The sequence below is a fragment of the Methylobacterium sp. R2-1 genome, from assembly GCF_014191355.1.
Lineage (GTDB): Bacteria > Pseudomonadota > Alphaproteobacteria > Rhizobiales > Beijerinckiaceae > Methylobacterium.
In genome coordinates this window covers 87,897-113,959 of record NZ_JACHWM010000005.1, presented here as the reverse complement: position 1 = coordinate 113,959, position 26,063 = coordinate 87,897, and the positions used below count along the sequence as shown (strand labels likewise).

The window sequence follows — 26,063 nt, the reverse complement described above, 5'->3', positions numbered from 1 at the left end:
AAGCAGCGGTTCAAGCTGCGTCAGCCCAGAGGCGGCAAATGCCGCGTAGCTGAGCAAGTGGGATGTAAATCGGTGAGAGTGAGCGGGACCACACGCAGAGCGGTCCTACGGCAACCTACTGGGGTTCCAAAGATGCTTCGATGAGACCACGCACCTCCCGCCAAGCCGGCTTCGGCGGCGCGACAAGTCGAAGTGTCCTGCATCCGGGACGTTGATGAACTGCGGCGCACGTCCGGATCTCCCTCGCACAGCGCGGGCATAGTCGTAGGCGACCCATGGCGGCGCGAGCCGGTTCAGTACGCCCTGACCAGAAAGATCGGCACCCCCGCAGGCGAGAGAGCTGCGGGTGAGACTTCAGACAGCTTGTCTGCTGGGGCGAGCCGCTCGACAATGCCCTTGCCGCGGAGCACAGGGACGAACGGCGCGAACGTCGCAAGATCCCCACGCCGCCCAGGCTGATCACCGCCTGCGGGCAAACTTGGTTACTGCGTGAAGAGGGCTCGCTGCGGGAAGCGAGCCGCGCGAGGCCGCCCAGAGGGCGAGATGGCCGCCCGCCGAATGGCCCACGAAAACCACTCGAGAGAGGTCCAAGTGGCGGGCTCCTGCCTCTTCAGCGGAGTGGTTCAGAACGGCGCCCACGTCCTGATAGACGAGCTCGCCAGCATCGCAGCCCCGCGGAGGGCTGATCAGGACGGGCTCGAGGCTGTGCTGCGTGCGCTGGTCGACCTACACGGGCGCCTCGCCCGAAGTCGTAAAGGTGGTAGTCCTCCCACCTGAAGGCCACCTGGATCACGTCGTGTAACGCCTCGCGCGTCGCAGTCAGGGCCCATCGACCCGTTGCTAACAGACCAAATCTGGCGCTTGTTGCGCTCCGCCAGCGGCTACAATGCCTATGGCCCAACTTCGATTAGATGCTGCTCCATCAAGGCGGTCAGCCTTTTGAGCTTACACTCTCGGTGACGATCATCTCGAGTGCAATATCGTGCGGCTGGGGGTAGATCGTCTCGAGACGGCCAAGCTCGAACCCGACCCCTATGGTTCGCGGCCGCTCAGGCATTGCGGCAATCGTCCGGTCATAAAAGCCGCCCCCATAACCGAGCCGATAACCTTCACGGTCAAACCCGACCAACGGCACGATTAGGAGATCGGGAAAGACACCCTCTCCCGACTCAGGCATCGGGATCTTCCAGGTGCCCTGCACCATCAGGCTCCCGGGCGTCCATTCGCGGAAGACAAGCGGCTGCCCGCGCTCCACGATGACCGGCAACGCCAAGCGCGTGCCTCTCTCGCGTAGGGCTCCAACAACTCCTCGGGGGTCAAACTCGCCCCGGAAAGGCCAGTAGAACCCTACCAAGCCGCCGGCGTATGGTTCGAGAGCGTCACGTAGTGACTGACCGATCCTGCTGCTCTGCGCCGCGCGCTCCTCGGCGCTGAGCGCGCTGCGCTGCGCAATTAACTTGTCGCGTGTGGCTTTGCGCCAATCGCGGATTGTTGCCCAGTCGGCGTTCGTTGCCGGTGTAGTTGGGCCTCGGTCGGAGCCGCCTGATGTAACAGTCGCTTCACTCATGGCCCCACCCTACAGTCCCAGCTAGATGATCATAGCGCCTTCCAACATCGACGTTTGCCCGTCGTGCCCGCATCTCGGCTATTGTCCCCCGAAGGCCCGCAGTGGCCGTCCAGCTTCCGAGCGATGCACCATCAAGGCACTGCCGGTCGTATCATCAATGGCGGCCAACCGAGGTCCCACAGCCGCATGTAGTGACATCTCACTACGGTCCAGGACGAGGTTCACGCACTCGCACCATTCGGCGTCCGCGACGTCGCAGCCTTCAACTTCGCTCAGGGCCTCAGCGATGACAGCCTGAACCTCATCCAGGATCTTACGGGTTAGAGGAGGGCGCGTCTTTGCCGCGTAAGCGTTGGCGATCACCCGTGCCCATTCCTCGGGCGTCCGGCTCGGATGCGTGCTCATGCGCTGCCACCTCGCTTGATAGAGACAAGATGCATGAACTTGTCGACTTGCCGCTCATGATCAAAGACATGGGCGAGCCGGTGCGAGACACTGAGGAGCCAGAACCTTAGCAGAACATCATCAAAATTGCCAGATTTCAGCCTGCAGATTTTTCGGCATGTCGGTCAAGGTAGGACTTGTGAGGGGTCGGCTCGCCGTTAGACCTCCGGTAGGCGTTCACAACGCGCCGGTCATCGACACTTGCGCCAGTATCGGTGGGCCCGTAATTCGCCTCCAAGGTGCTAATGATGGCGACGACGTCATCGCCTTCGGCAAGTTTCGTCTAGGCCGAGACGTTGTTCGGCACTCGCAGGGTCCCGTGCTCGGCCTCGAACTTCAGCTTTACCTTGGCGAGCCCCAGGGGAGAGCCCGCCGTGACAAGGTGCTCAATCCTCAAGGAGGGATCCTCGCGCTCCAATTGCCTGAGCACGTCGTAGACGATGCCGAACCCATCGGGTGCGCGACAAGCAGGCCGCGGTGGTCTCGAAATACACCGCTTGCCTGTGGTTGGTGACCTCATCCTCGACGGAGGGCTCCGCGCGCGTTTTGCCTCAAGTCGGTTGAACGGCCACCGGCCATTGGAACCTCCTCCTCTGGCGAAGCATACTCGCTGTATAGAAATGAACGTGGCTCAGGAGCATTCCCGGGCACCGATTGATGAGGCCCCGTAGCGGCGTCCGGAAACAAGATTTTTCGCGACAATCGAACCTACTTCTGCTATGTAATCTGTCGATTGCGCCTGGAAGCTTAGCGATAGGCGTCCGATCGGATGTCTGGCGTAAGTTGCGGGCGGGTCTTCCCAGCGGGGGGCTATGCGATGGCCGGTCTCCACACCGTTTCTCACCCGTCGACTTTGGCGCGCGCGCATGTGCGTCGCATCGGCCTTGACGATCTTCGGTTCGCCCTTTGGAAGGGCTGGGACGATTTCGTTGCTATGCCGACGCATGCCCTGTTTCTCATCGCTATCTATCCCGTCGCGGGCGTGCTCATCGCGGCCGCAACGTTCGAGAACGGCCTCGTGCCGCTGCTCTTTCCGCTGGCGTCAGGCTTCGCCCTGCTCGGCCCTTTCACGGCGATCGGGCTCTACGAGATGAGCCGCCGACGGGAACAAGGCCGCGACATCGGTTGGATCAACGCCTACGCGCCACTGACCGGCCGGTCCGCGAAGGCGGTCGGCGGCGTCGCCCTCGCCCTCACGCTGCTCTTCGTCGCTTGGCTGACGGCTGCAATGGCCCTGTACTGGGCTCTCTACGGTGAAGCGCGTCAGGATTCGGTGCTCGGGTTTCTGCAGGAGGTATTGACGACGCCGAGGGGCTGGGCGCTCATCGTGGTCGGGAATCTCGTCGGCGCAGCCTTCTCGCTGATCGCGCTGGCCATCAGCGCCGTCTCCTTCCCGCTGATCATCGACCGCGGCACCGATGCCGGTACGGCCATCGCGACCTCCGTCGCTCTCGTTCAGGAGAACTCGGGCACGATGGTGATCTGGGGGCTCATCGTCGCGGGTCTCCTCGTTCTGGGAATGCTGCCCCTGTTCGTGGGTCTTGCTCTGGCTCTGCCGATCCTCGGCCATGCCACTTGGCATCTTTACCGACGAGCCGTCGCGCCGTGACGGGCCGCTGCCCGGCACCCTAACAGCCTGCTCGCTCGCCTCAGCGGTGCGCATGAGTGAGGTGAGGTTCACCTCCCAGCGCTATCGACGCAGCAGGATGTGCTTCCGCCGGTAGCCGTAGCGGACCCGTGCGGCAGCGAGCTCTTTCAACTGCATGCGCAGCGCCACCTGCGGATCCGAGCGCTTCATGTAGCGCTGGACGAGCGGCCGAACCCGGTGGCCTCACAGACCGAGCGCTCGCTGATGCTGTAGGCCACCTGCAGGTGACCGGCGACCTGACGACGAACGGCGTGCCTCACCACTTTCATTTGAGCAGGTCCTGAAGCAGGGAGCAATTCAGCCTCAGGTCGGCGACCAGCCGCTTGAGCATGCTGTTCTTGTCCTCTAGCAGCTTCAGCCGGCGGATCTCCGGCACGCTCATGCCGACGAATCCCTTCTACCGCTGGCAGAAGGTGAGCCCGGATTCGCTCATCTTTAGGCGGACGAGGTCCGCCGTTGCACCATTTTCCGCCTGCCGGGGGACAAAGGCGATCTATTCGTTCGCGAAGCGTTTGCGAGGCATGGCATTCCCCCTCCTTCAGGCGTCAGGATGCCCAGAAAATTCTCCCTGCGTGGAGCAGTTTGGCGGGTCAGGGTCACTGCTCCCACCTGCAAGTCTCTTCGATGCCCAGAACATGACGGGCCATTATGGCTTCCGCAGAATGAGATTTTTACCTCGAAGCTACGCCGTTCCACGTCTAGTCCTAGCGCGGCTGCGCGAACACCTAGGTCCAACGCGTTCACCGACCGTATATTGCGACCTTGCGAGACCAAGACATCGACTTGGCGCAGCTTGGCGACGATCTCTTCAGCCGTATGCTTCTTCCGTTCCATGAAAACATCCTCCACATGGCTCAAAGCCATACATCAGAGAGGACCACTTTTCAGAGGGCAGGCCAGCGCTGCCAATGCCCCTTGCCGTAGGCGTGAGGGTTAGGCCCCGTTTCGGTGAGGAAAGCACAAGTGATGGACTTGGGGATGCGTGTAAGGGTCGCTTGATCACACGGCCGCGGAGCCTAGCCAGTCGGCCAGCTTCCCGACATCCCCCGCCCGGGCCGGATGTCGTGGGTGGACGACCCAGTAGGGGTGGGCGTCGAGGACCAACCCGAAGGGTTGAACCAGTGCGCCGCTTGCCAGGTCGTCGGCGGCAAGCACAACCGACAGAAGCGCGACCCCCTGAGCCGCAATCGCGGCTTGAATGACGTGCCCTTCGTCGCTGAAGTGAATGCCCGCGCTGCCATCGACGTTGGTGATCCCGGCCTTCCGCAGCCAGGCCGGCCATGTCGGCGTCGCGTCGGTTAGGTGGGGCCACTCGAAGTGCAGCAATGGGTAGCGCGCCAAATCTCTCTCGGATCGAACCGCGAGGCGAGGACTGCAAGCGGGTGTGACCCGGTCGACCATTAGCCTGTGAGCGTCGAGGTTGGGGTAGGGACCGGGCCCGTATCGGACGGCAACGTCCACTCCGTCGCGAGCAAAGTCGGTCAGGCTGTCGGATGCGTGCAGGCGCAGGTCGCAACCGGGATGCGCGGCACGGAAGTCGGCCAGCCGTGGCACGAGCCACTTTGCGACGAAGGCGGTGGGAGCTGAGAGCGTGAGAACACCGGCCGCGTGCCGGCCGCGGATCTGATCGATGGCTTGGGCGAACGCGTCGAAGCCATCGCGAAGCACGGGCAGCAGCACGGCTCCCTCGGCGGTCAGCCGGACGCGGCGCGTCTCGCGGTGGAAGAGGCGAAGCCCCAAGGTCTGTTCGAGGAGCCGGATCTGATGGCTGATGGCGGTCGCCGTGACGCCCAGCTCCTCGGCGGCGCCGCGGAAGCTCAGGCGGCGCCCTGCCGCTTCGAAAGCCCGCAGCGCCGCGAGAGGGGGAAGTGATCTCCGCATCGTCATGGCTGAACGTAGCTCATCCGTCCCGTGAGGAGAACGCGTTCGTCATCCCGCATCCCGGCTGACACAAGAGCGCCTGCCAAGGACAGGAGGCTCACTTGAAAGCGATGGTGTTGACGAAGTTCGGGGGGCCGGACAGCTTCGAGCTTCGGGACCTGCCCGACCCGCGGCCGGGACCCCGGCAGGTCCGAGTGGCTGTGCACGCGACGTCGATCAACCCGCTCGACGGACAGATCCGCCGCGGTGACTACGCCGACCAAGTGGAACTGCCGGCCGTCATTGGGCACGACGTCTCCGGGGTCGTCGACCAAGTCGGATCCCACGTGACGAAGTTCCGCGTCGGGGATGAGGTCTATTACACGCCGCGGATCTTCAGCGGGCCGGGATCGTACGCGGAATACCACGTGGCGGACGCCGACATCGTGGCGCGAAAGCCAGTCAACCTGACCCATTCCGAGGCTGCAAGCGTCAGCCTCGTCGGCGTGACCGTTTGGGAAGGGCTGGTCGAGCGGGCCCGATTGCAGGTGACCGAGACCGTCCTGATCCACGGCGGCGCCGGCGGCGTCGGAGCCATCGCCGTCCAGGTAGCCAAGGCCATCGGCGCGCGGGTCCTTGCGACGGCGCGGGGCAGCGACGCGGCGCTCGTCGAACGGCTCGGCGCCTCGGCCGTCATCGACTTCGAGCGCGAGGACTACGTGGACGCCGTCAATCGCCTGACCGAAGGCAGGGGCGTCGACGTCGTCCTGGATACGATCGGGCGCGACACGCTTTCGCGTTCCCCACGCATCCTCCGCGAGGATGGGCGAGTCGTCACCCTAGTGGACACCGCGACGCCCCAGAACCTCATCGACGCCTGGGGCCGGAACGCGACCTACCACTTCGTCTTCTCTCGCCAGAATGGCAGCAAGCTCGACGCCCTCTCGCGCCTCCTCGAGCGAGGCCTGGTGGTGCCGCAAGTCGCCTTTGAGTTTCCCCTCGACGCAGTCGCACGCGCTCACGCGCGCCTGGAGGAGGGCCGGCTCAAGGGCAAGATCGTGCTCCGGGTCAGATCGTGATGCCACCGGATCTCTGCCGGAGCCCCTGACCTGATAGGTCGCAATGTCCTGCAGGTCGAAGACGACAACTACAATTCCGCCTCTTCCTCCTCCTAGCCGGCGCTCGGACGGAGGAGAGGATCTCATTGCCCCCACGGTCGTACGATGCCGCAACCTGCTTGGGCAAACCCACCTCGCAGCCATCCCGCCTGGATGCGTGCTAGTCGTCCGGTCCACCTTGGCAAGAGCCGGACGGCATTGAGTAGTATGCTTAGCTGATGCAGGCGACCGAAATCGAGCCTATGACAGCGTCTTGCGGCGACTAAGCCCACACTCAGAGGGATAGCATAACCGATCTCGCGCAGAACAAGGCGAACGTGATCGCCTTCTACGAGCTGATGTTCAGCGACTGTCGGCCGCGCGAGGCCGTTGAGTGCTACGCCGGCGCCGACTACATCCAGCACAACCCGCACGTGGCGACCGGCAAGGACGGCTTCGTCGCCTACTTCGAACGTATGGCGCGGGAGTGGCCGGGCAAGCGGGTCGAGATGAAGCGAGCCGTGGCCGAAGGCGATCTCGTAGTTCTTCACTGTCTCCAACACTGGCCAGGCAGCCACGATTACGCGGCCATCGACATCTTCCGCCTCGACGCCGACGGCCGGATCGTCGAGCACTGGGACGTGCTCCAGGTCCTGCCCGAGACCTCCGCCAACCCGAACGGAATGTTCTGAGCGACGGGGACGCCGCAGCTGTGTCGGCGACAGTCCGCGATATTCCGCGGGCGGTGCTCACACTCCTTCGGTCACTGGCTCCACCAATCCCGTCCAGCGAGCGGCGAAGGCCCGGAGGTCCGCGACCTCCTCGATGACCTTGTCGGTCGGCTTACCCGTGCCATGCGTCAACTGGTATTTGCCGGCGATCTGCAGCTAGAGATGCAGGGCCGAACACGTCTCGCCAACCGAGATAGTCTAGGTGGGGCCGCCAGGTCGATGCCGCCAACGCCTTCACGCCCCCTACGCCGTCGGCAGCAGTGGTGGGACGCGACGAGCCCTGGTGGCAAGCCTCCTTGAGGCCGCTGGGAAGGGCTCACAGATCGAGCGTCACGCCAACGCGCGCGCGTGAGACACAAGGCATCATGCGGTCCTGTCGCCGACCCAGGGGCAAGACCTGATCCCGGTGGATCACGGTCCCGTCCCGATACCCGCACTCGCACGAGCCGCAAGTGCCGATCTCGCAGGAGGAAGCGACTGGAAACCCGTTCTCCCGCAGGACATCGAGCAGGGAGCGGTCGGCGGGCACGTGCAGAACTTCGCCGGTAGAGGCGATGCGCGCGTCGAAGGGCTCGGGCTTGTAGTTCTCGTCGAGCGTTGCTGCGAACCGCTCGATATGGACCCGATCGGGCGCCCAGCCGCCTGCATCGGCCGCCGCCTGCACGGCGTCGACGAGGCGCTGCGGCCCGCAGGCGTAGAGATGCGTGCCGGGGGTCGGCGGACCGATCAGAGCTGGCTCGAACCGGCGGCCCGCCCCGGAGAACCAGAGCTGCAAGCGATCGCCGCATACGATGCGCAGCTCGTCGAGGAGCGGCGCCTCGGCCGCAGAGCGGGCGCAGAAATGCAGGATGAAGTCGCCACCCACCGCCGCGAGCGCGCGGGCCATCGCGACGAACGGCGTAATGCCGATGCCGCCGGCCACGAAGACGTGGCGCGTGCCGTCCGCCAAGGGGAAGTTGTTGCGCGGTGACGAGACGTGAGCAAGGCCACCCTCGGTGAGGTTCGCATGAGCCCAGAGCGAGCCGCCGCGCCCGTCCGCCTCGCGCTTGATCGCCATCGCGTAGTGGGCACGGTCGTCCGGGTCGCCGCAGAGCGAGTACTGGCGCACCTTCCCGTCGGGGAGCCGCAGATCGACATGGGCGCCAGGCGTCCACTCCGGCAACTCGGGCCGGAGCGGGTGCCGGAACACTACCCGCAGCACGTCGGGCGTCGTCGGCACCGCCGAGACAACCTGAAGCTTCATGATGAGGCGCGCGGTCATGGCGTGTCGAGCAGCTCGATGGCGTCGCCGGGGCGGATGGTACCGCCGACCTCGATCCCGCAGTTGAGCCCCGACCGGTTGTAGAGGGGCAGGTAGACGGGAAGGCCGAGCAGCTCCTCTAGGTACTTGCAGGGGAAGTTCAGCCGTCCGCCTCGCAGGATCACGGTGCCGACCCGGAAGCGGCGGCCGACGAGATGGTTGAGGGGCACCCCCCGCACCGTGAGATTGCGCCTATGGTCGGCGGGAGCAAGCCGGATAGGGCCGCCCTGGAGCGGCGGGTCGTTGCGCTCCAGGGCATCGAGCACCTCCTGCTCGATCAGTGTCACCTCACGGGTGTCAGGCTTCGGGGAGTAGGTCCCCGTCCCGTCGAAGTAGCGGTCGCCGACGATCCCGCGTCCGACGACGCACTGCGCCTCGGCGAGCGCCTCCATCTCGTAACTCGCCGCTGGGGCGATGTGGATGTGCAGGAGCGCGCCCCGCCATCCGGTGGCGCCTCCGGGAACCCCACGGGCGACCGCTCCGGCGGCGTGCTCGAAGGCCTCGACCATGCGGGGCGCTAGCATCTTACTCACGACGCGACCGGTCCTGTCGCGATTGCGACGGCCTCGATCTCAACGAGCGCGTCCTTGGGCAGGCGGGCGACCTCGATTGTGGAGCGCGCCGGCGCCGCGCCGGGGAAGTGCTCGGCGTAGACCGCGTTCATGGCCGAGAAGTCGTTCATGTCCTTGAGGAAGACGGTGGTCTTCACGACACTGGCGAGGCTCGCGCCGCCGGCTTCGAGCACCGCGGAGAGGTTTGCCAGTGAGCGCCGGGTCTGTGCCTCGACGCCCTCAGGGAAATCGCCGGTGCTGAGGTCGATTGGCAACTGCCCCGAGGCGAAAACGAGGTCACCTGCCCGCACCGCCTGGGCGTAGGGGCCGGCTGCGGGGGCGGCCGCGTCAGTCTTGATGATGGTCCGATCCATTGTGCTGCCTCTACCCGTCCTGATCTGCCTAGTAGACGTACATCCATGATAATGGAATTTGCACGGCGCTGCCAGCGTCGTGCCGTGAGACCCGCCTCACTGCCGGGCGATGTCGAGATCGCGGGTCTCGGTCGCTGCGAGCGTTGCCACCAGCGAGACGACGGCGAGAGCGATCATGAACAGCGAGATCGGCCAAGTGGCGCCGGTCCAGGCAAGCAGGGAGGAGGCGACAATCGGCGAGAAACCGCCGGAGATCGCCGCCGCGACCTGACAGCCGAGCGAGGCGCCGCTGTAGCGCACCCGCGTGCCGAACAGTTCCGGCATGAATGCCCCCTGGGGGCCGAACATCGAGGCATGAGTCAAACTCATGATCACGGCGATCGTAGCGGTGATGATGAGCGGGTCGCGGGTGTCGAGGAGGCGGAAGACGACGAGGGCGCAGACAATGCTCACCAGCGCCCCGAAGATGTAGATCGGCCGGCGGCCGACCTTGTCGGAGAGCCATCCGAAGAACGGCATCGTGGCGAACTCCAGAACCGCGGCGCAAAGTATCGCATCGAGGATCAGGCGCTTGGGGAGCCCAAGCGTGCCGGTGGCGTAAACGATCGAGAACACCGTGAGCAGGTAGACCCAGGCCACCTCGGAAACCTTGAGCCCAACCGCGATCAGGAAGGTGCGTGGCTGACCGAGGATCACCTCAAGGAACGGCATCCGCGCCACGGTGCGTTCAGCCTTGACCCTCGCGAAGGCGGGCGTTTCGACGAGGCGCAGCCGAATGAATAGGGCGACTCCCACCAGGATCGCACTCAGGAGGAAGGGGATGCGCCAGCCCCAACTCAGGAAGTCTGCCTCGGGCAGGGTCGAGAGGGCGAGCAAAGTCGCAGTCGAGGCCGCAACGCCCGCGGGGAAGCCGACCTGGACGAGGCTTCCGTAGAGGCCCCGGCGATGCTCCGGCACGTGCTCGATAACCATCAGCACGGCACCTCCCCACTCACCGCCCACGCCGATGCATTGGAAGATACGCAGCAGCACGAGGAGCGCCGGCGCCCAAAGGCCGATCTCGGCATAGGTCGGCAGGCAGCCGATCAGAAAGGTGCCGACCCCCATGATGAGCATGGTCAGCGTGAGCATCGACTTGCGCCCGATCCGGTCGCCGAAATGGCCGAAGATCACGCCACCGAGAGGCCTGGCGACGAAGCCGACAGCGTAGGAGCCGAAGGCAGCAAGCGTCCCGGCCATGGGGTCGAGGGTGGGGAAGAAGATCTTATTGAACACCAGAGCAGCGGCGGTGCCGTAGATCAGGAAGTCGTACCACTCGACGACCGTCCCGATGACGCTCGCCCAGAGGACGCGCCGCATCTCGACGCCTGAGGCTCCGGTGTCCACTGCCTCCAGAGGGAGCGGCGCGGACGGCGACGCTACCAGCGCCTCGGCACTTTGAACGGACATCGCGATTTCCTCTTCCTGAGTGGATATCGATCCACTATGAGGGACGCAACGGCCGTGCCACATGCATCGAAGCTATGCCGCTTCGGTCGATGCATTGGAGAGGCGAGAAGCTCCGCCGACGATCTCGACGTGATCGAGGGCTGAATTACCGGGCGCGCGAGGCGTCAATGACGAGGAAGTATTGGCAGGATTCTGAGCCGAGATTGGCGAACGCGTGTCCGGCGTCGGCCTCGAAATATAAGCTGTCCCCTTCCTCTACGACGATGCTGCGCTCGCCGACAGTCGCGCGCAGGCGGCCCTTGAGCACGAAAATGTATTCGCTGACTCCGCGACGGTGGGCAACGAACTCGCCGGTGCTGCCATTCGGGGGCAGAGTGTTCAGCACCCAGTCGATGCCGCGTCCCGGCAGCACCGGTGAGAGGCAGCGTCGCAGGAAGCCGGATGCTTCGTCGCGCAGGACCGGCTGCCGGCTCGCCGGGATCAGCAGCACCTCCCGCTCGACCGCCGGGGTCATCAGCCTAGAGAACGTCACGCCCAGCGCCTCGGCCAGCCGCGACAGGACGGTGGTTGAGGGCACCGCCTCTGCACGCTCGATCTTGGAGATCATCGATCGGCTGACGCCGGCAAGCGTCCCGAGCTGCTCCAGCGAGAGCCCGCGCTCCTTGCGGCGTCGGCGTACCTCTTCCGCCAGGATCTCGATCTGCGAGCGCCCCCCGGCCGCGGCTTGCTCACGGCCCACAATCGTCCTCACCGTCATCGCGTCGCAAAACCCTCTTCCCGTCCGTGCCCACCGGCCGGGTGATCGCATTCCAGATGGAGACTACCACATGCCGGACCGCACAGCCGCCATCTGCTTCGGGATCGTGCTCTACGAGGGCGTCGAACCAATCGACCTCGGCGGTACGGTCGGCGTCCTCTCGATGGCCAAGCGCCTGCTGCCGAACCTCCAGGACGCGGTGATCGCGCGAGAGGCAGGTAGCGTGAGGATGGCGGGTGGTCTCGCGGTGGAGGTTCCCTACGGCTTCGAGGACGCCCCGCCATGCGACGTGTATGTCGTCTGTGGCGGCCCGGGCTGGCCGCAGGCGGCGGCTGACGCGGCGATGCTGCGCTTCCTGCAGGATCGGGCGCCGGATCGCCTCGCCTCTGTCTGTACAGGCGCCATGATCCTTGCTGAAGCGGGCTGCCTCAACGGGCGGGCAGCGACGACCCGGCGTGCCTCAGCCGGCGCCGAGACGGCTGCCCCCCTTGAAGTGCTTCGCTCCGGCGGCGTGGATGCCCGAACTGCGGTCGTGGTGGACGATGGGGTGGTGACGGGAGGCGGCGTCTCACTGGCCATCGATGCAACGCTCTACCTGATCGGCCGCTTCTACGGTTTCGCAGCGCGGGACGAGGTGGCGACGCTGATCGAGTACGATCGCGCCCTGAGGGCGAACGAGGACGCTCTAGGCGTGCACCGTCTCAAATGACAATTGGTTTGAATCTCCAAAGCAAAATGGGGACCGGCAGGCGCAGCAAGACGCACCTGCCCTTGATGCTGGACGCGGCGACGTCACCGCCCGTTCTTAACCCCAGGCTGTGGGCGGTGAAGATCATCGCCCGCTGGCCACGGACCTGAACCAGCCGCGGTCCGCAGGCCGACTACCTCGTCGACCGCTACTCCGAGCGGAAGGAGCGCGAGCCGGACCGGCTCAAGGCCGTCGCTTCCAACATCGGGTTCGTGAAGCGGTAGATCCAATTAGCTAAGCTCACGAACGACCAGCTTCCATCTGGCTGCCGGAGCGCTGCTTTCCCCTATACGTCTGTTGCCGCGTCAGAAGCTGACCTTCAGGCGCGTGAGGTTGAAGGTCGGCTCATGGCGCATAGCTGCCTCCATTCGCTGGGCTACTCATGCCCGCAGTTCGAAGGGCTACCGTGTGAACTCATCGGCGAGTCGGCTCGGGGTGTAGCCGTTGAGCGCCGCAATCGGGTCCTGGTCCAAGATGATTCCGCCGAAGGCGATCCAGCCGTGACGCTTCGTTGCGAGGAGCTGTCGGCAGGTCCCAGCCAGCCAAGCGTCGCCGAGGGTGCGGCAGACGGGGCAAGCAGCCGAGGTGCAGGGCGCTGAACCGTTGCACCCGGTGAGGCGGCGACCGCCGCGCTGAGCGAGAGCCCCGGGCAGCTCCTCACTGAGGTACCGTGCGAGGAGACTCTGATGGCCGACGAGCTTGTGCAAGGCTAGGGATGGGCCAGGGTTTCTGGCGCGGTTGTGAAGGCCCGCACGCCAAAGGTTAGGCGCGCTGGGTCCGCTGCCCTCACCAGCCGCAACGGCGCGCTCGATGGCCTCGATCTCGGCAAGGAGCTTATTCGACATGGGATTTGGTCCTTTGTGGCTGAGGCTGCTCGCGGCAGCCCCAAACATTTACGGACCGAGCCGAACGGCTTCCTGAGCCGCCCTGCTGAGGGCAAGATGACCGGCGCTCACCGCATTCTGTCCCTGACGGCGTTCTGGTCCTCTACGGCCCATTTTTCGAGGACCATCGGGAGACGGCACCGAGCAGTCGCGCGTTCGACCTCGACCCTCGGTCTCGTGAACTGAACTGGGGCCTGCGGGCGCTGAGCGACGTCGATGCTGCGGCTCCGCGCGAAGGGTTGCACCGGGAGGCCCGTATCGCCATGCCGGACAACGACCTTCCGCTCGTCTATCGAAAGGGTTGACGACTGAGCACTGTGGCGCAGGAGGAGGGCTATGAGCAGATACGATCCGCTTCGGGATCATCTCCAACGGCAGGCCGCGGACACCGTGACGATGTCGTTTGTCGAGCTGGACTCGCTTGTGAAGCTGCCGGCCTCGGCCAAGCGCTTCGACTTCTGGTGGGCGAACGACGACGTGAAAACTACGATCCACGCTCAGTCCAAGGCATGGCAGGACGCGGGCTACGTGGCCGAGCCGAACCTGCGAGGGAAGCGGGTCACGTTTCGGAGGATCGAAAAGTGACACCGATCCGTCCTTCGACGGCTGAGAGACTATGCCGCCGACTTTCGCTCAAGAGGTGATCTCGGTGGACGTAACCTCGGCTTGGTACCGGGAGGGCAATGTCGTTGATGCCGTCGAACGCCATCTTCGAAGCGACGGTTGGGAAATCGTCGGAAAGGCCGACACCTCAGCAAGGCGCGCGGTGTTGATCTGAAGGCATTAAAGCCTGGAAGGTCGCTTCTGGTCGAGGTGAAGGGTTATCCTGCCTCGACCTATCGCGACCCGTTGAGAGCGACCGAACCGAAACGGACTCCGCCAGCCAAGCTCAACAATGGTACTCGCACGCGATCCTCAAGGGCATGCGGCTGCAACATGCTCACTTGGAAGCGGAAATTGCCCTGGCGTTCCCTGACTTCCCTCGATACCGAACACTCTACGATCAGACGCGAGGTGGGCTGGGCAAGCTCGGCCTCGCGATCATGTTCGTCACCGACAGCGGCAACGTGGACCGATCCGGCCCGTGATCCTTCAAGGCTGACCGGTGCGAATGGATCTACGTGCCAACGAGATCTCATAGATCCGGCGATGCACGTAGCGCCGCTATCGCGGGCAGCCGTGTGGCTGAGTTCCGAGCTGCCAAGCGTCGCCAATGGCGCGACAGATGGGGCAGGCAGCCTAGGCGCACCCTGAGAGTGTCTCGTCGACGTGTACGTGCGCCTGACCCAGACCTGTCGCTACCAGCACGAGGATGGAGCGCGGCGGCCGAACCAGTCCGGTCGCGCCTGCCGAGCGCAGATCGAAACGGAAGAGGCGTCGCGATCCGGCTTACCTCCTTCGCGCCGATGAGAAATGATGGACCGCATGAAAATCGGCCGCGCGGGCGCACGCCATGCATGCACCGCCCGATCTTGCTCGGCGACCGGCTAAGTCTGCTGGACGGTCCTCGCCTGACTGATTCAAGCCGGCCACAGGCGGCACGCCTAACTTTAACTTTCGTTTGCGCGTCCCGCGAAAACGAGTGCCGCGCTACCGGCGCTGCGCGTACGGCTGCTGCCGCTCCCACGCACGAAACGGCCCGAGCGCCTCATCGCTGATCGCACGCGCGAGGGCAGTGCCCTCCCGATTGCCGAAGAGAAGGTCGCCAAGCAGCCGGTCGCCGATCACGTCGAGCATGCGAATGCGCTGTCCGGTGCGCAGCCAATCCTTTTGGGTGTGCCAGCCCGGCTGCTTCACCGCGCGAGTCACAGGATGGGTCCAGAGCTTCTTGAAATACTCAACGCGATTAAGCTTTTGCGGGGCCTTTAGCGCGTAGGGAAATTGGCGGGCGAAGTCGTCCTCAGGCACCGCCTGCACATGCACCGCTGCGACATCTTCCCGCATGCTGCGACAGCGGCGGCGCAGAGGCGCGAGCGCCGCCGACAGCTCCGCTTGATGCGCCCCCAGGCGAGCAGGTGGCAGTGCCAACTGACCCAGTATTCCCGCGTGCGGCCACTCGGGCTCCAGCGGTGATAGAGGGCGGCTTCGATCATCCCGACGAAGGGCACGTCGCCCATGCCCTGTCGGGCGATCTGCTGAAGCACATGGATATTGAAACGCGCTGCCAATCCAATACACCGGTGAAAGGCTTTGATCTTACGGGAGTCCGGCCCTTCGTCGCCAACGGGAAAGGCACAGTTGGCGGGGGTGATGGTGACGAAGCAAACGGGTCCAAGCCGGATGTCCTCGTGCGCCAGCACGTGCTCGACAGCGATCTCAGCGAAAGCGATGCGGGCCTCGGCGTTGTTGGCCGGCAACCAGAAGGCATGTTCGGGCAGCAGCGTTTCCAGCACGTTCCAGCGGCCCGGACTGGCGGCATGATCATCGCGGGGCCGGGCGATGTAGTTGCCCATCTTGATGTCAGCCCAGCGGTGAACGTCACTGAAGGTTTGCAGGTCAACGATTTCTGGTGGCGTGGCGCTGCCGGGCCACGGTTGTCAGGTACGTCACCCCCGGTCGCAACATTGAGATTGCACACGGCCGCGTTATCGTTCGCCGAGGTGCCACCTGGGTCAGGGCCGAAGGTCGGTGTTCGGAGCGGCGGGGTTAACCCGCGCTTGATTTCCGACGTTGCCGATGGCGCCAGCGATGATCTTACGGTTTTGCAGCCGAGAAAGAGGTGACGCCTCACACGCTCATGCAGGTCGATAATTATAGATCTTAACTTAGAGGGAACCAGCCTCGCTCCCGGCGACGTATTCTGCAGCAACAACGTCTATTCAAAAGGCGCGCTGATCGACCTCGGATTGGCCCCGCTCGCGTTGTGATCCGTCGCGGGGACGTTGACTCGTACCAGCCGCGGTGAGGTGTTGGTCGAAGATATCCAGACTGGCGACGTTGCCGTGGCAGCCTCCGGTGCGATTCGCCCGATGGTTTGGATCGGAAGCCGAATCCTACTCACGCTGAAGGCATCCCGGAGGCTGCAAAATTATGGGCGCAGTTGGCTGGCGCGATGGCAGCGCAGCTTAGAAGCCGTCGTAGCCGCAGCCAACGGCGCCCGCGGCCGAGCCAATCTCGAAGCCGCAACCATATTCTTCGCGCCCATCCTGCGCCAAGCTTGTCGAGCTTGCCGGCATCGGCAACCGTCCGCCCGTCTCCGTGCTCGGCTGCGGCTATCCCATTGTACCCCTTTTCGGAGAGGAAGCATGTTCACCCACGTCATGATCGGCAGCAACGACCTTGAGCGGGCCAGGAGCTTCTACGACGCCACATTCGTCGCGTTGGGTGGCGAGCCCGGCGAGATGGATGCGAGAGGTAGGTTGATCTACTCGCACGAAGGCGGTCGGCTGATGATCACGAAACCGATCGACGGCAAACCAGCAAGTGCGGCCAACGGCGGGACCATCGGCATCGCCGCCGCGAGCCGCGACCATGTTCTCGCTTGGCACAAGGCCGGCACGACGCACGGTGGCACTGCGATCGAAAGCCCGCCCGCCGAGCGTCCGAATGGGGCTTTCGTTGCCTACCTACGCGATCCGGACGGAAATAAGCTCACCGCACGGACTCCGCCGACGAGGTGACGCTGGCCGATGCTCCTATCGTCCGGCTCGCGGTCGTTCGCTGGCATCACCGATCGAGACTCGCGGCGAACCAGCATTGAAGGGCCAGCTACCGGCGGCAAGGGTTGGCCGGATAGCATTGCCGGTCTACCGAGCAAGTTGCGCTGGGCAACCAGATTGACCGGACCTAGAGCTGAGGTGCGTCGCATCCTCGACCCGGACCACAGGAGCCAGCTCGGCCAACTGGAAGAGGCATCCGCTGCGCCGGGCCGGCGCATCGTCTCCGAAAAGCCATCGCCAGCGTGACCGAGCAAGATGGGCCAGCCATGTTCAACGTCTTACGCCAGACCTTTCGTCTGCTACGAACGCGCGGGCGGGTCGTTCAGCCGACGAGGTTTCGCGAGAGAAGCCTCGTCGCGCGTGCACGGCCCCATCCTGTTCGACCAACGACGTCCGTTATGGGCCGAAAGCCGCTCCTCAGCTGTCCACTCGGACGTCTGCGACATTCCGACTCACAAGGTCCAGAACTTCCTCGTCGTCCGTCTCTACTTCACACCACGAACTATCGATTGCCCGTACTATGATCCATGGTGCGTCCTTCCCCATTTCGTAGGCTGCGAATGCACCCCAGATCACCGGCGTGGTCTGATGAACCAGCTTGCTCAGGAGCGTGCCTGGTACATGCGTCTGCGACTGGGCGAGCGCTTCGAGCCGACCACCCGCTTCGTCACCTGTGCCGAAGATGGTTTCATTGTAGCGTGGGACCCCAGCAACCTGCCATGAAGCGCGAAGCGCCCGCTCACCGAGTATTGTAAGCACGTGACGGGGTCCACGACGATGAACCTTGACGGCTGTCGGTCGTGTATCTGCAGGACCGGCATCGCGCGACTCCTGAACGGAAAACACCATCCTGCCAGCGAGCCGTTGGTCCGCAATGGGTGGAAGCTGTGAAATGTAGACGCGATAGAGGGAACTCTGCACAAACACCCTGAGCAGCGTTGAGATAGGCTGCGTGACGGCATCAAGATGGTTACCCGGCAGGAATGCATATCTCTCGCATGCCGAGTCCGCTGCCCAGGGTTCTGAGGGAGACCGCTTGGCCGGCGGCGGTACTGCCGTTCCAGTCTCAGGCAAGTACGAGTTCAAGTGCAAGGTCGGTCAGGTAGAAGGCTACGCGGCGTCCTGCTTCGCGGTCGGCGCAATCGACGCTGAAGCCGACGGTGAGGGACTCCCTCTCGTACCGGCGCATGACCGACTCGGCCATCAGCGCAGCCTCACGCTCCGTGGGTGCGGTAAGCGCACGCCGCCCGTCCCGGGTCTCCAACGTCACCCGGAAAAGCGTTTCGGACATAGCGGCTTCGCCTCCTGCGACATCGGCTTCGGTGGGCAGGGCCCGTGTACGGGCCCTGCAACGTCGAAGGCCGCGAAACCGATCCAGAGGCAGTTCTCGGTCGAGGACAGGTCAATTTCAGTCCTCGATCAGTGGTCGCGTCGAACGACGGGCAGCCGAGAGTCTGACCCACTGGCTAAGGTCAATCATCCTAGCCATTCGTCTGCTCAGGTTGGAGCCGATCAGGCGGATGTGCTCTCGCCTTCCGGCCAACGCGGCTCCGCGCCAGCCTCCAATGACGCACTCAGTCATGCGAAGCTGAGTGGGCTGAGCCCACCGCCTGCGGCGATCGACGCGAAGGGCAACCTCGTGTTCCAGACAGGCGCGCATCAGTACCCGATGCCACCGGCCCATTCTCGCAGCCCGGAGGAGGTATCCACCCATCACACAATAGGAATTGGGATCTCGGATCAGGCGCGTTCCATTGCTGATTGTGTCGTCACACCTACAGCAAGCTTCGACACGTTCCGCTCGCGGAGCCGCTCAGCCGAGACCGAGGCTCCGGCGGATCAGCCCGCCTACGGCCGGTGCGAACCGGGCGGCGCGGGCGATGGTGTCGCGTGGGGTGGAGTAGAGGGCCACGACCAGAGCCCGGTACTGCTCAGGCGTCGGATCAAGGGAAAGACCTGCGGTGTTCGAGACCGCGTCGATCGCGCCGATGCCCGGAATGTGCAGGATGAGCGGCGCACGCGGTGCAGAGACCGTCTCGCCGTCGCCGGCGAGCGTCGCCAAGCCGGGCGATAGGGTCGCGATGCGGCAGGGGCGGGTGATCCCGCCAGCTTCGATCCAGGCGTCGGCGTCGTAGCGGAATGCAGGATCGGCACGCGGGTGTTCGAAGCAGACGAGGAAGCAGATGAAGGTCAGCACCATCGCCACTCCGGCCCAAACGAGATTGAAGTAATCGATATCCGAGATCTCAGCCGGCGCGGTCGGGGCGATGAAGGCCCAGATGATGCTGAAGGCTGAAAGCAGGGAGAGGCCGCCGAACGCAGAGGCCATGCGCCAGCGGACGCGCATCTCGGTGCGGTCACCGCCCTTCTCAGTGACTTTGAACGGACGGCCGAAAGGCCGGACGGCCGCTTGGATGAGCGTCATGGTCACGGCGAGCGCACTGATCGCGTGGGTCACTTCCATGAAGATCGGCAGTGTGCGCGAGCGCGAGACCCATCCGCTGTAGGCCCACAGGGCGAAGAGCGGGGGCACGCCGTAGCGCAGGAAGGACAGCACGTCGGCCTCGAAGGCCGGCAGACCGGCGATCCAGTACACCGCCGGGGCCAGCAGCATCAGCACGATGTAGGGCTTGCAGGCCCAATTCAGCACACCGTGCAGGAAGTGGATCCGCTGGATCAGCGTATAGCCCGGCCCGCGAAGCGGCCCGTCGGCGAGCAGCGCGATCTGAATCGTTCCGAGGCACCAGCGGGTCCGCTGTGTGATGTACTCCGGGAGGCCCTCAGCCGACAGGCCCATGCTCAGCCGCTCGTTCAGCCAATGGGTCTCGTAGCCTCGGCGTGACATGCCGAGCGACAGGTTGAGATCTTCGCAGATCGCCGCATCGGGGAAGCCGCCGATCTCCCCGAGCCGGTCGCGGCGCACGATGAATGAGGTGCCGACGCAGAAGGCCGCGTTCCACGCGTCCTTTGCCGGCTGGAATACGTCGAAAAAGATGCGCTGGTCGTCGACCCAGCTGTCGGAGGCGGCGAGATTGTGCTGGATCGGATCGGCGTTGAAGAAGAATTGCGGCGATTGCACCACCCCCGCCTTCGGATCATCGAACAGGCCGACCATGCGCTTGAGGATGTCCGGCTGCGGCGCGAAATCCGCGTCGAGTACGAGAATCAGAGGCGCGTTGGTCCGCTCAGCGGTGTGGCGCAAGGCGTTGTTGAGGTTGCCGGCCTTAGCGCCCTTGTTGTCAGGGCGCGTGATGTAGCAGGCGCCGACCTCCTCGCAATAGTCGCGCAGCCAGTCGCGGCGGGTGTCGTCGCAGACCCAGACGGTCTTGGGTCCGTAGTCGATCGCCAGCGATGGCAGGATCGACTTCTCCACGACCTCGCGCGGCTCGTTGTAGGTGCAGATGAAGACGTCGACGGCCGGCCAATCGCCACTCGCCTCGCGGCGCACTTGGGCCGCATCGGCCTCCGCGGAGCGATCCTTGAAGCGCAGCAGGATGACCACCGAGAGCAGGGTGTAGACCACCGCCACCATCTCGGCGCCGAAGAAAAGGTAGGACCAGACGGCACCGGCCTCGAGGGTCAGCGGCGGCAGCGTGTCGCTCCAGCGCCAGCGCGCGTAGGTGGCGATGAGCGCGGCCGTCAGCGCCCCGAACAGAAGGCGATCAAACGGGCGCTCGGGCCGCAGCAGGCCAGCGAGAGCGAAGAGCCCAAGTGCGATGCCGAAGGAGAGCGCGAGCACGGAGGCTGTGTCGCCGGGAGAGGGAAACATCATCGGACGCGTCGTCCTGTAAAGGGATTGTAGCCCAGCGCCGCCAGCGCGGCCCATGCCGTCGCGCCGAGATGCGGACGGCGGAAGTAGAAGAAGTCGTCCTCAGTGCTTGCCGGCCCGATACGCAGACCGGTGGTCAACCGGGCCTCGCGGCTCGCGTAGACCCAGCCCGACGGCGCGCGCTGGCCCGCAAGGGTCTGCAGAAGGACGCCCGCCGCGGCCTCGTCCTGGACAGAGTGGTAAGTCAGCGCCGCCTGCGCGGTCCCTTCGACCCAGAGACCATCGCGGTCGTCATTGAAATCGAACCCGCCGGGCACGCTCAACCGCGCGGTCGCACAAGCTAGGGCGCGCCGCCAAGCTGCCGGTGGGTCGGCGACGCCGAGCAGCGGCCAGAGCTGCGTGTCGAGGGCGACCGCCTCGACACCGCGCATATGGCCCTTGGTATCGGTTCCCATCCGGAAGCAGCCGGCCTGCCCATCGAAGGCGGCGTCGAGGAACGTCCGCGCAGAGGCTGCCATGGCCCGGTCGTCGGGCTTGCTGAGCCGCGTCCCCAGGGCGACGATGTCGAGGTTGTGCTCAGTGGAGGCCCAGGTGAGCGAAGCTTGCCCCGGATCGTAGCCGTCGAGCCCGCCGGTGAAGCCGGGCGCGTTGTGGCGGGAAGTACGCGCGCGGATCCAGGCCGCGAGACGGCTGGCTCCTTTCTCGAAGCGCGAGTCCTGCGTCGCGTCGCGCAGATTTAGCAGCGCCAGGCCAACCCATGCGACGTTGCCCGTCGCCGTGCCGTCCTGATAGCGGTCCTCGGACCAGCGCTTGTTCGCGGCATCCCACCAGCCCGGGAGAAGGACCGGACGCTCGCGCACAGGGCCGGAGCGATAGGCGTTGCGGACCCGACCGTCCTCGAAGGAGCGGTCGCTCTCGATCGCAATCAGGAATGCCTCGCCGATCTGACGGGCGCGACGCAGGTCGCCGCAGGCCAGGAGCACCGTGGCAGCCAGGGCGTTGTCATAGGAGAAGGCCGTGCCGCGGAGCGGTAGCGGAACCTCCTTCTCGTCCGGCCCGGGCTCGTAGCTCGCGAGGAAAGCGGGGTCTCCATCGGGCGCTGTCCTCTCGACGGCGCCGGACAAAGCGCGGCACAGCTCTCGCCCGAGATCATCTGCCCTGACAGGACCCGACATCCCCAACGTGAGAGCGAGCGCGGCGGCGACGGCCCTCAGCTGCGTGCCTCCTGTGCCGTGCGACCCGTTTGTCTCGGAGCCTCGCTTTGGAAAGAATTCGGCCTTGCCGGCGGGAGCGGCGGCATCGAAATGCGGCGGTCGGATGTGAACTCGGCAGGCTGCTTCCCTGCGCTCAAGGGCTGGGTCGGGATCGGGGCCATGCGATCCGTCGCGGCCTTCTCGCCGGACGCCGAGGACGCGTCCGCCGGCCCCTCCACGGATAGATCAGGCGCGTTGGCTACCGATTGGGTCTCGGATCGGTCTCTACCAAAAGCTGCGCTGGCCGGTGGGTTTCCGGTATCCGGACGCACCTGGACTTCGTGACCGGCCTGCGCCGGGACAGCGACATCTGTCCCAGCGGAGACAACCTGTTTCAGAACGTTGCTTGCGGAGGAGACCATGGCCCGGGCTTGGCCGGCCACGGTTTGCGCAAAATCGGGCGCGGCGGCAGCGACCTTCGTTATGAGCCCGCTCGCGCCGTCACCAAGATCGCGCCAGACGACGGAGGTCGACGGCACCCATCCCGAAGCTCGCGTGACCGTCACCCAGCGCCCGACGCCACAAGCCGCCTCCACCGGACTCTCGGATGCCGCAGCGCTGGCCGGGAGCGGCTCGGGCTTGACGAGGACGTAGAGCTCGCGCCGCTCCGTCTGCGGAAATGGCACCGCGTAGGTCGCGTCCACCGTGTCGCTGGTCTTGGGCAGGATTTCCGTGACGACGCCTCGGCGATCCCTAACGGATCCGCCGGAGATCGTGACCACGCTTCCCACCTGCAGATTCTGGCCTTGGCGGTAGGAGAAGATGGCGACGACGAAGCTGCGCTCGCAATCGACGACGGAAACGAGTCTGTCGCCGGCTCCGACGTGCCGCCCGGTCGTCGCGTTGACGTTGTAGACCACGCCCTTGGCCGAAGCCTTGATCTCCGAGGTCGTCAATCTGTCGAGGCGCTGATTCTCCCGCGTCAGCAGTGCCTGCTGATCGACCATCGCGGCCTTCAGCTCTTTCTCCTCGATTGCGAGGCGCTGTGTGTCGTAAGTAATGGAGAGCTGCTTCTGTGAGAGGTCGGCAAGGCTGCGCAATTCATCACCCAGGAACAGCCCACGAGCCAGTCCATCGAGCTGGACTGTCTTCTGGTTGAGCTTGGCTTCCGCAGCCTTCTTCTCCTGGGTCGCGGCATTGAAGGCCTGCGTCGTTGACTTCACCATGTCTGGGCTCGCTACGTCGCGAGCGACCATGCCGACCTGACGCTCCATCAGCACCCGCTTCTCCTCGCCCGACGCGCTGGCCGAGGCAATCTTGGCCTTGAGTTCCTCGACCTGTGCGCGAAGAACCTGCGTCATCTGTGCGGACTGATCTCGGATCGCCCGGTCGAGGGCAGCGAGATAGGCCTCGTTCGAGGTTCGCTTGTTCTCGGCGGCGAGCGCGCGCTCCCGCAGTTCCGAGACCCGCCCCGCAAGCTGGATCGCCGTGGCGCGGTCCAGGCGATCGTTGGTGATCTGGGCCACCAGCGAACCGCGCTCGACACTGTCTCCAGCGGCAACCGGGATGTCCCCGATATCGCCCGCGATCGGGGCGGTTAGCAGTGTGACCGGGGCGTTGACCACCGCTCGATCGGACTGGTCCGCCACCAGAGGCGGAAGCACTGAGGTGCCGATCAGGATCGCCAGAACCGAGGCAAGACTGACGCTCGACACGCGGATGAGCCGGCCATGGCGATGCTCGGCCGCAGACGTGAGGGTAGGCTGGGACACGAGGCCAACTCCAGGCGCGTGGATTGCGTCGCTCCGCGACCGGCATCTGTTCGGATCGCCGGCAGGTGGGACGCCCTGTGAATTGCTGCGGTGCCGAAAAGGTTGCGAAATTTTTCGTTAAATTCGAGTTGAGTGCGGCCATGTGAGAATATAGTCAGCATCAAACAGCGCAAATGAAAGTCCAATTCACGGTTGCAGTGCACGCGATTCACCGAAATGTGGCACAAATGCAGTCACATTTGTCCAAAACATTGTTGGACGAGGTGCGTGGTGCGACGATTGTTTACAGCTCGATGCCGCTGCGACGCGCCGCCTCGTTACTCTTCTCTGATGTCAGTGTGCTGGCCTGTTTGCCACTGCGGGTTCCGATGCGTGGCGCGGCGATGCATCGGCGTCCGACCCCCGCTCGCCGGTCAAGACCCGGCCGGAGCCGAGTGCGTTCCAGCTAAGCCTGACCCAGCGCCTGAGGTCATCTGAGCCCTGATCCTGGGCTGGCATCAAGTCGTTGGAACACCTGTGGCGGACATCTGCCTAGGATGAAGCCGGCGGTAATGCCGATCAGGCGACCGCCGAACGTCGTCTGAGGCGGCCGCGGCAACTGCATGCGCTGCTGGGGGCACTGGGCTCTACCCGGGCAAGCGGACCATCACCGCTGCAATGGAGGTGGCCGAGCAATCCTGCCGGCGGCTGCCGTCATATACGCTCTTGAGGCCAAGCTCGAGCGGCGGCCCTTTGCCTTGAATGCCTCAGGGTCGATGAGGAGCGCGGCGATGTGGCCCTGGCTGGGCTCAACCTGTTCGACGGATCGCTCACAATCTTCGTTGTCAGTGGCAATAGAGAGCAGCATCGACTGTGACGTCGTTGCAGCCTTTGCCCGCAAATGCATTCAACCTATTGGCCAGGTCAGCAGGTCGCCGAATTCCGCTGCGAGGATGCCAGCTTCGCTCCAAAAGCTCGCTCCTAGCTGCATGTTATCGAAGGTCAGAAACCGACGCATAGCCGACCAGGCGGCATGCAAACACCTGGCAGAAGCGGATGGAGACCAGCGGCCTCACCTACGGAGTACGGCCGGGTGGCAGGATCATCGCGGTGTCCGGATCAGAAACGTCACCTTCCTGCTGCTGCTCGACCGTCAGCTTCGCAGCCATCTCAGGGCTCCTGCCGTCGATCATTTCCTGGGCCGCCGCGACCTGCTTCTCGCGCGCCTGTTCAGGCGTCAACTCGCCACGCACCACCGCGCGGGCGAGATTCAGGCTCAGCACGTTCTCAGCTTCACTCGCGCCGTAAGCAGTGAGAGTGCCCCGCGTACGGTCTGGAATGACGCTGCCGTTGAAGGTTGCGACTGCGCTGAAGAGGTTGAGCGGTACCTTGTAGGGCAGACTCTGTTCTACCACGTCGCTGTGCTTGGCTGGGAAGTCGTGCTCAGCCCCCACCTTGTGCACCACGGTTCGGATCCAGGGCCCGTTGCGATACCAGATCAGCAGGGTCGCCGTCTGCTCCTGCGGAGGGCCATACTTGTCCAAGATCGCTGCCGCGGCTGCGCGTGCGGGCTCTGGCCAGTCCTGTGCGATCGGTTCGCCGGCATCAGCTTGGCCAATGGCCAGAACGAGCGCAACGCCGAGTGCGAAACGGCGGGAGCTGAGCGAGGACATGGGACCTCTCGAATGACGCCGAGGCGAGTCGGGATCGCAAGCTGCGACGAAAGGCTTGACGTTACTCGGTCGCGTTGCCCCAGCTTTGAGTCGGGTATAGGTCCTGTATACGAGAATAGTTCCAGGGAGACGCCCCATGGCGCAGGAGATGTCGCTGGACGTAAACGGACACGCGGCGCGCGTAGCCGTGGACGACCCCGAGACACCGCTCCTCTACGTGCTGCGCGACGATCTCGGCCTGCATGGTCCGCGCTTCGGTTGCGGCCTCGGCCAGTGCGGTTCCTGCACGGTGCATATCGACGGGCGGGCAGTACGGTCATGCATCATGCCGGTCTCCGGCCTGAAGCCGGGGGCGAAGATCGTGACCCTCGAAGGCCTCGGCGGGCCGGACAAGCTCCACCCTGTGCAAGCGGCCTTTATCAAGGAGCAGGCCGCGCAGTGTGGCTACTGCATCAACGGCATGATCATGCAGTCGGCCGCCCTTCTCAACGAGACGCCCAAGCCCGATGAGGCGACGATCCGTCAGGCGCTGGCTCAAAATCTCTGCCGCTGCGGCACGCATCAGCGGATCGTCCGCGCCGTCCAGCGCGCCGCCGGCACACTTTGAG

General features: G+C 64.8%; 27 protein-coding genes and 3 pseudogenes. 13 read left to right on the top strand and 17 right to left on the bottom strand.

Translation table 11 applies throughout. The annotated features are described in order from the left end of the window. Window positions 1-459: 459 nt before the first annotated feature. The 3 genes from FHU13_RS27650 to FHU13_RS08925 form a co-directional block, all read right to left on the bottom strand. On the bottom strand, window positions 460-639 hold the full coding sequence (locus tag FHU13_RS27650; protein WP_312889572.1) for a hypothetical protein: 180 nt from the start codon (window positions 637-639) through the stop codon (window positions 460-462). Next, window positions 611-784, bottom strand: a complete 174-nt coding sequence (locus FHU13_RS28550; RefSeq protein WP_409518490.1) for a hypothetical protein — start codon at window positions 782-784, stop codon at window positions 611-613. The genes FHU13_RS27650 and FHU13_RS28550 overlap by 29 nt, the downstream gene beginning before the upstream one ends. 147 nt (window positions 785-931) lie before the next feature. Further along, window positions 932-1,567 (bottom strand): 5-formyltetrahydrofolate cyclo-ligase, encoded by a 636-nt coding sequence (locus FHU13_RS08925; RefSeq protein WP_183435515.1) that lies wholly within the window; start codon window positions 1,565-1,567, stop codon window positions 932-934. A gap of 1,261 nt (window positions 1,568-2,828) precedes the next feature. Here FHU13_RS08925 and FHU13_RS08915 point away from each other — a divergent pair. Continuing rightward, a complete protein-coding gene (locus tag FHU13_RS08915) occupies window positions 2,829-3,620 on the top strand; it encodes a DUF2189 domain-containing protein (protein WP_246714567.1) in 792 nt (263 codons plus the stop codon). An 84-nt stretch (window positions 3,621-3,704) separates the two neighbouring features. On the opposite strand, the pseudogene FHU13_RS08910 reads toward FHU13_RS08915, so the two are convergent. Next, window positions 3,705-4,152 (bottom strand): annotated as a pseudogene (locus tag FHU13_RS08910) (IS3 family transposase); the annotation flags it as partial. 506 nt (window positions 4,153-4,658) lie between these two features. Continuing rightward, complete coding sequence (gene gcvA, locus FHU13_RS08905) at window positions 4,659-5,546, bottom strand: transcriptional regulator GcvA (RefSeq protein WP_183435513.1); 888 nt, start codon at window positions 5,544-5,546, stop codon at window positions 4,659-4,661. Between the two features lie 95 nt (window positions 5,547-5,641). Here gcvA and FHU13_RS08900 point away from each other — a divergent pair, with 95 nt between their 5' ends. Together FHU13_RS08900 and FHU13_RS08895 are read left to right on the top strand one after the other, a co-directional pair. Beyond that, window positions 5,642-6,598, top strand: a complete 957-nt coding sequence (locus FHU13_RS08900; protein WP_183435512.1) for a zinc-dependent alcohol dehydrogenase family protein — start codon at window positions 5,642-5,644, stop codon at window positions 6,596-6,598. A gap of 326 nt (window positions 6,599-6,924) precedes the next feature. After that, a complete protein-coding gene (locus tag FHU13_RS08895; RefSeq protein ID WP_183435699.1) occupies window positions 6,925-7,308 on the top strand; it encodes a nuclear transport factor 2 family protein in 384 nt (127 codons plus the stop codon). 355 nt (window positions 7,309-7,663) lie between these two features. Here the strand turns inward: FHU13_RS08895 and FHU13_RS08890 are convergent, their stop codons facing one another. The 5 genes from FHU13_RS08890 to FHU13_RS08870 form a co-directional block, all read right to left on the bottom strand. Next, the gene (locus tag FHU13_RS08890; protein ID WP_183435511.1) at window positions 7,664-8,608 is read right to left on the bottom strand and encodes a PDR/VanB family oxidoreductase; all 945 of its coding nucleotides are present in this window, start codon (window positions 8,606-8,608) and stop codon (window positions 7,664-7,666) included. After that, window positions 8,605-9,180, bottom strand: coding sequence for an MOSC domain-containing protein (locus FHU13_RS08885; RefSeq protein ID WP_183435510.1), 576 nt, complete (start codon window positions 9,178-9,180; stop codon window positions 8,605-8,607). The genes FHU13_RS08890 and FHU13_RS08885 overlap by 4 nt, the downstream gene beginning before the upstream one ends. Next, window positions 9,177-9,572: a Rid family detoxifying hydrolase gene (locus tag FHU13_RS08880; protein ID WP_183435509.1), complete on the bottom strand. Its 396-nt coding sequence runs from the start codon at window positions 9,570-9,572 to the stop codon at window positions 9,177-9,179. Before FHU13_RS08880 ends, FHU13_RS08885 begins: the two co-directional genes overlap by 4 nt. Window positions 9,573-9,668: 96 nt before the next feature. Beyond that, on the bottom strand, window positions 9,669-10,931 hold the full coding sequence (locus FHU13_RS08875) for an MFS transporter (RefSeq protein ID WP_246714585.1): 1,263 nt from the start codon (window positions 10,929-10,931) through the stop codon (window positions 9,669-9,671). Between the two features lie 235 nt (window positions 10,932-11,166). Next, window positions 11,167-11,778, bottom strand: a complete 612-nt coding sequence (locus FHU13_RS08870; RefSeq protein WP_183435507.1) for a helix-turn-helix domain-containing protein — start codon at window positions 11,776-11,778, stop codon at window positions 11,167-11,169. A 70-nt stretch (window positions 11,779-11,848) separates the two neighbouring features. Between FHU13_RS08870 and FHU13_RS08865 the strand changes: the two genes are divergently transcribed. Both FHU13_RS08865 and FHU13_RS28545 read left to right on the top strand, forming a co-directional pair. Then, on the top strand, window positions 11,849-12,487 hold the full coding sequence (locus FHU13_RS08865; RefSeq protein WP_210287543.1) for a DJ-1/PfpI family protein: 639 nt from the start codon (window positions 11,849-11,851) through the stop codon (window positions 12,485-12,487). A gap of 164 nt (window positions 12,488-12,651) precedes the next feature. Next, window positions 12,652-12,750: pseudogene (locus FHU13_RS28545) on the top strand (arsenical resistance protein ArsH); the annotation flags it as partial. 177 nt (window positions 12,751-12,927) lie between these two features. Here FHU13_RS28545 and FHU13_RS08860 read toward each other — a convergent pair. Further along, the gene (locus FHU13_RS08860) at window positions 12,928-13,371 is read right to left on the bottom strand and encodes a hypothetical protein (RefSeq protein WP_183435506.1); all 444 of its coding nucleotides are present in this window, start codon (window positions 13,369-13,371) and stop codon (window positions 12,928-12,930) included. 134 nt (window positions 13,372-13,505) lie between these two features. On the opposite strand from FHU13_RS08860, the gene FHU13_RS28540 reads away from it, so the two are divergent. The 3 genes from FHU13_RS28540 (at window position 13,506) to FHU13_RS08845 (ending at window position 14,498) form a co-directional block, all read left to right on the top strand. Further along, window positions 13,506-13,715 (top strand): DUF938 domain-containing protein, encoded by a 210-nt coding sequence (locus tag FHU13_RS28540; protein ID WP_183435697.1) that lies wholly within the window; start codon window positions 13,506-13,508, stop codon window positions 13,713-13,715. A 91-nt stretch (window positions 13,716-13,806) separates the two neighbouring features. After that, window positions 13,807-13,995: a hypothetical protein gene (locus FHU13_RS08850; protein WP_210287542.1), complete on the top strand. Its 189-nt coding sequence runs from the start codon at window positions 13,807-13,809 to the stop codon at window positions 13,993-13,995. Window positions 13,996-14,333: 338 nt separating this feature from the next. Next, window positions 14,334-14,498, top strand: coding sequence for a hypothetical protein (locus FHU13_RS08845; RefSeq protein ID WP_183435504.1), 165 nt, complete (start codon window positions 14,334-14,336; stop codon window positions 14,496-14,498). A 502-nt stretch (window positions 14,499-15,000) separates the two neighbouring features. Here the strand turns inward: FHU13_RS08845 and FHU13_RS08840 are convergent. After that, complete coding sequence (locus FHU13_RS08840) at window positions 15,001-15,438, bottom strand: hypothetical protein (RefSeq protein ID WP_183435503.1); 438 nt, start codon at window positions 15,436-15,438, stop codon at window positions 15,001-15,003. 41 nt (window positions 15,439-15,479) lie between these two features. Here FHU13_RS08840 and FHU13_RS08835 point away from each other — a divergent pair, with 41 nt between their 5' ends. The 4 genes and pseudogenes from FHU13_RS08835 (at window position 15,480) to FHU13_RS28205 (ending at window position 17,792) form a co-directional block, all read left to right on the top strand. Next, entirely contained in the window at window positions 15,480-16,133 is a 654-nt protein-coding gene (locus tag FHU13_RS08835) for a hypothetical protein (RefSeq protein WP_183435502.1), read from the top strand. Between the two features lie 159 nt (window positions 16,134-16,292). Further along, window positions 16,293-16,394: pseudogene (locus FHU13_RS28535) on the top strand (hypothetical protein); the annotation flags it as partial. A gap of 261 nt (window positions 16,395-16,655) precedes the next feature. After that, on the top strand, window positions 16,656-17,030 hold the full coding sequence (locus tag FHU13_RS27645) for a VOC family protein (RefSeq protein ID WP_246714566.1): 375 nt from the start codon (window positions 16,656-16,658) through the stop codon (window positions 17,028-17,030). Window positions 17,031-17,657: 627 nt separating this feature from the next. Continuing rightward, complete coding sequence (locus tag FHU13_RS28205) at window positions 17,658-17,792, top strand: hypothetical protein (protein WP_281411596.1); 135 nt, start codon at window positions 17,658-17,660, stop codon at window positions 17,790-17,792. Between the two features lie 343 nt (window positions 17,793-18,135). On the opposite strand, the gene FHU13_RS08825 is transcribed toward FHU13_RS28205, so the two are convergent. From FHU13_RS08825 to FHU13_RS08805, 5 genes are all read right to left on the bottom strand, one after another. Next, on the bottom strand, window positions 18,136-18,360 hold the full coding sequence (locus FHU13_RS08825; RefSeq protein ID WP_183435500.1) for a hypothetical protein: 225 nt from the start codon (window positions 18,358-18,360) through the stop codon (window positions 18,136-18,138). 522 nt (window positions 18,361-18,882) lie between these two features. After that, window positions 18,883-20,841, bottom strand: a complete 1,959-nt coding sequence (locus FHU13_RS08820) for a glycosyltransferase (protein WP_183435499.1) — start codon at window positions 20,839-20,841, stop codon at window positions 18,883-18,885. Then, window positions 20,838-22,013: a hypothetical protein gene (locus FHU13_RS08815; protein WP_183435498.1), complete on the bottom strand. Its 1,176-nt coding sequence runs from the start codon at window positions 22,011-22,013 to the stop codon at window positions 20,838-20,840. Before FHU13_RS08815 ends, FHU13_RS08820 begins: the two co-directional genes overlap by 4 nt. Window positions 22,014-22,048: 35 nt before the next feature. Then, complete coding sequence (locus FHU13_RS08810) at window positions 22,049-23,803, bottom strand: HlyD family efflux transporter periplasmic adaptor subunit (RefSeq protein ID WP_183435497.1); 1,755 nt, start codon at window positions 23,801-23,803, stop codon at window positions 22,049-22,051. 1,055 nt (window positions 23,804-24,858) lie between these two features. Continuing rightward, a complete protein-coding gene (locus tag FHU13_RS08805; protein ID WP_183435496.1) occupies window positions 24,859-25,455 on the bottom strand; it encodes a hypothetical protein in 597 nt (198 codons plus the stop codon). 136 nt (window positions 25,456-25,591) lie between these two features. Here FHU13_RS08805 and FHU13_RS08800 point away from each other — a divergent pair, with 136 nt between their 5' ends. After that, window positions 25,592-26,062 carry a (2Fe-2S)-binding protein gene (locus FHU13_RS08800; protein ID WP_183435495.1) on the top strand — a complete coding sequence of 157 codons (471 nt, stop codon included), beginning with the start codon at window positions 25,592-25,594 and terminating at the stop codon, window positions 26,060-26,062. Window position 26,063: the final 1 nt, after the last annotated feature.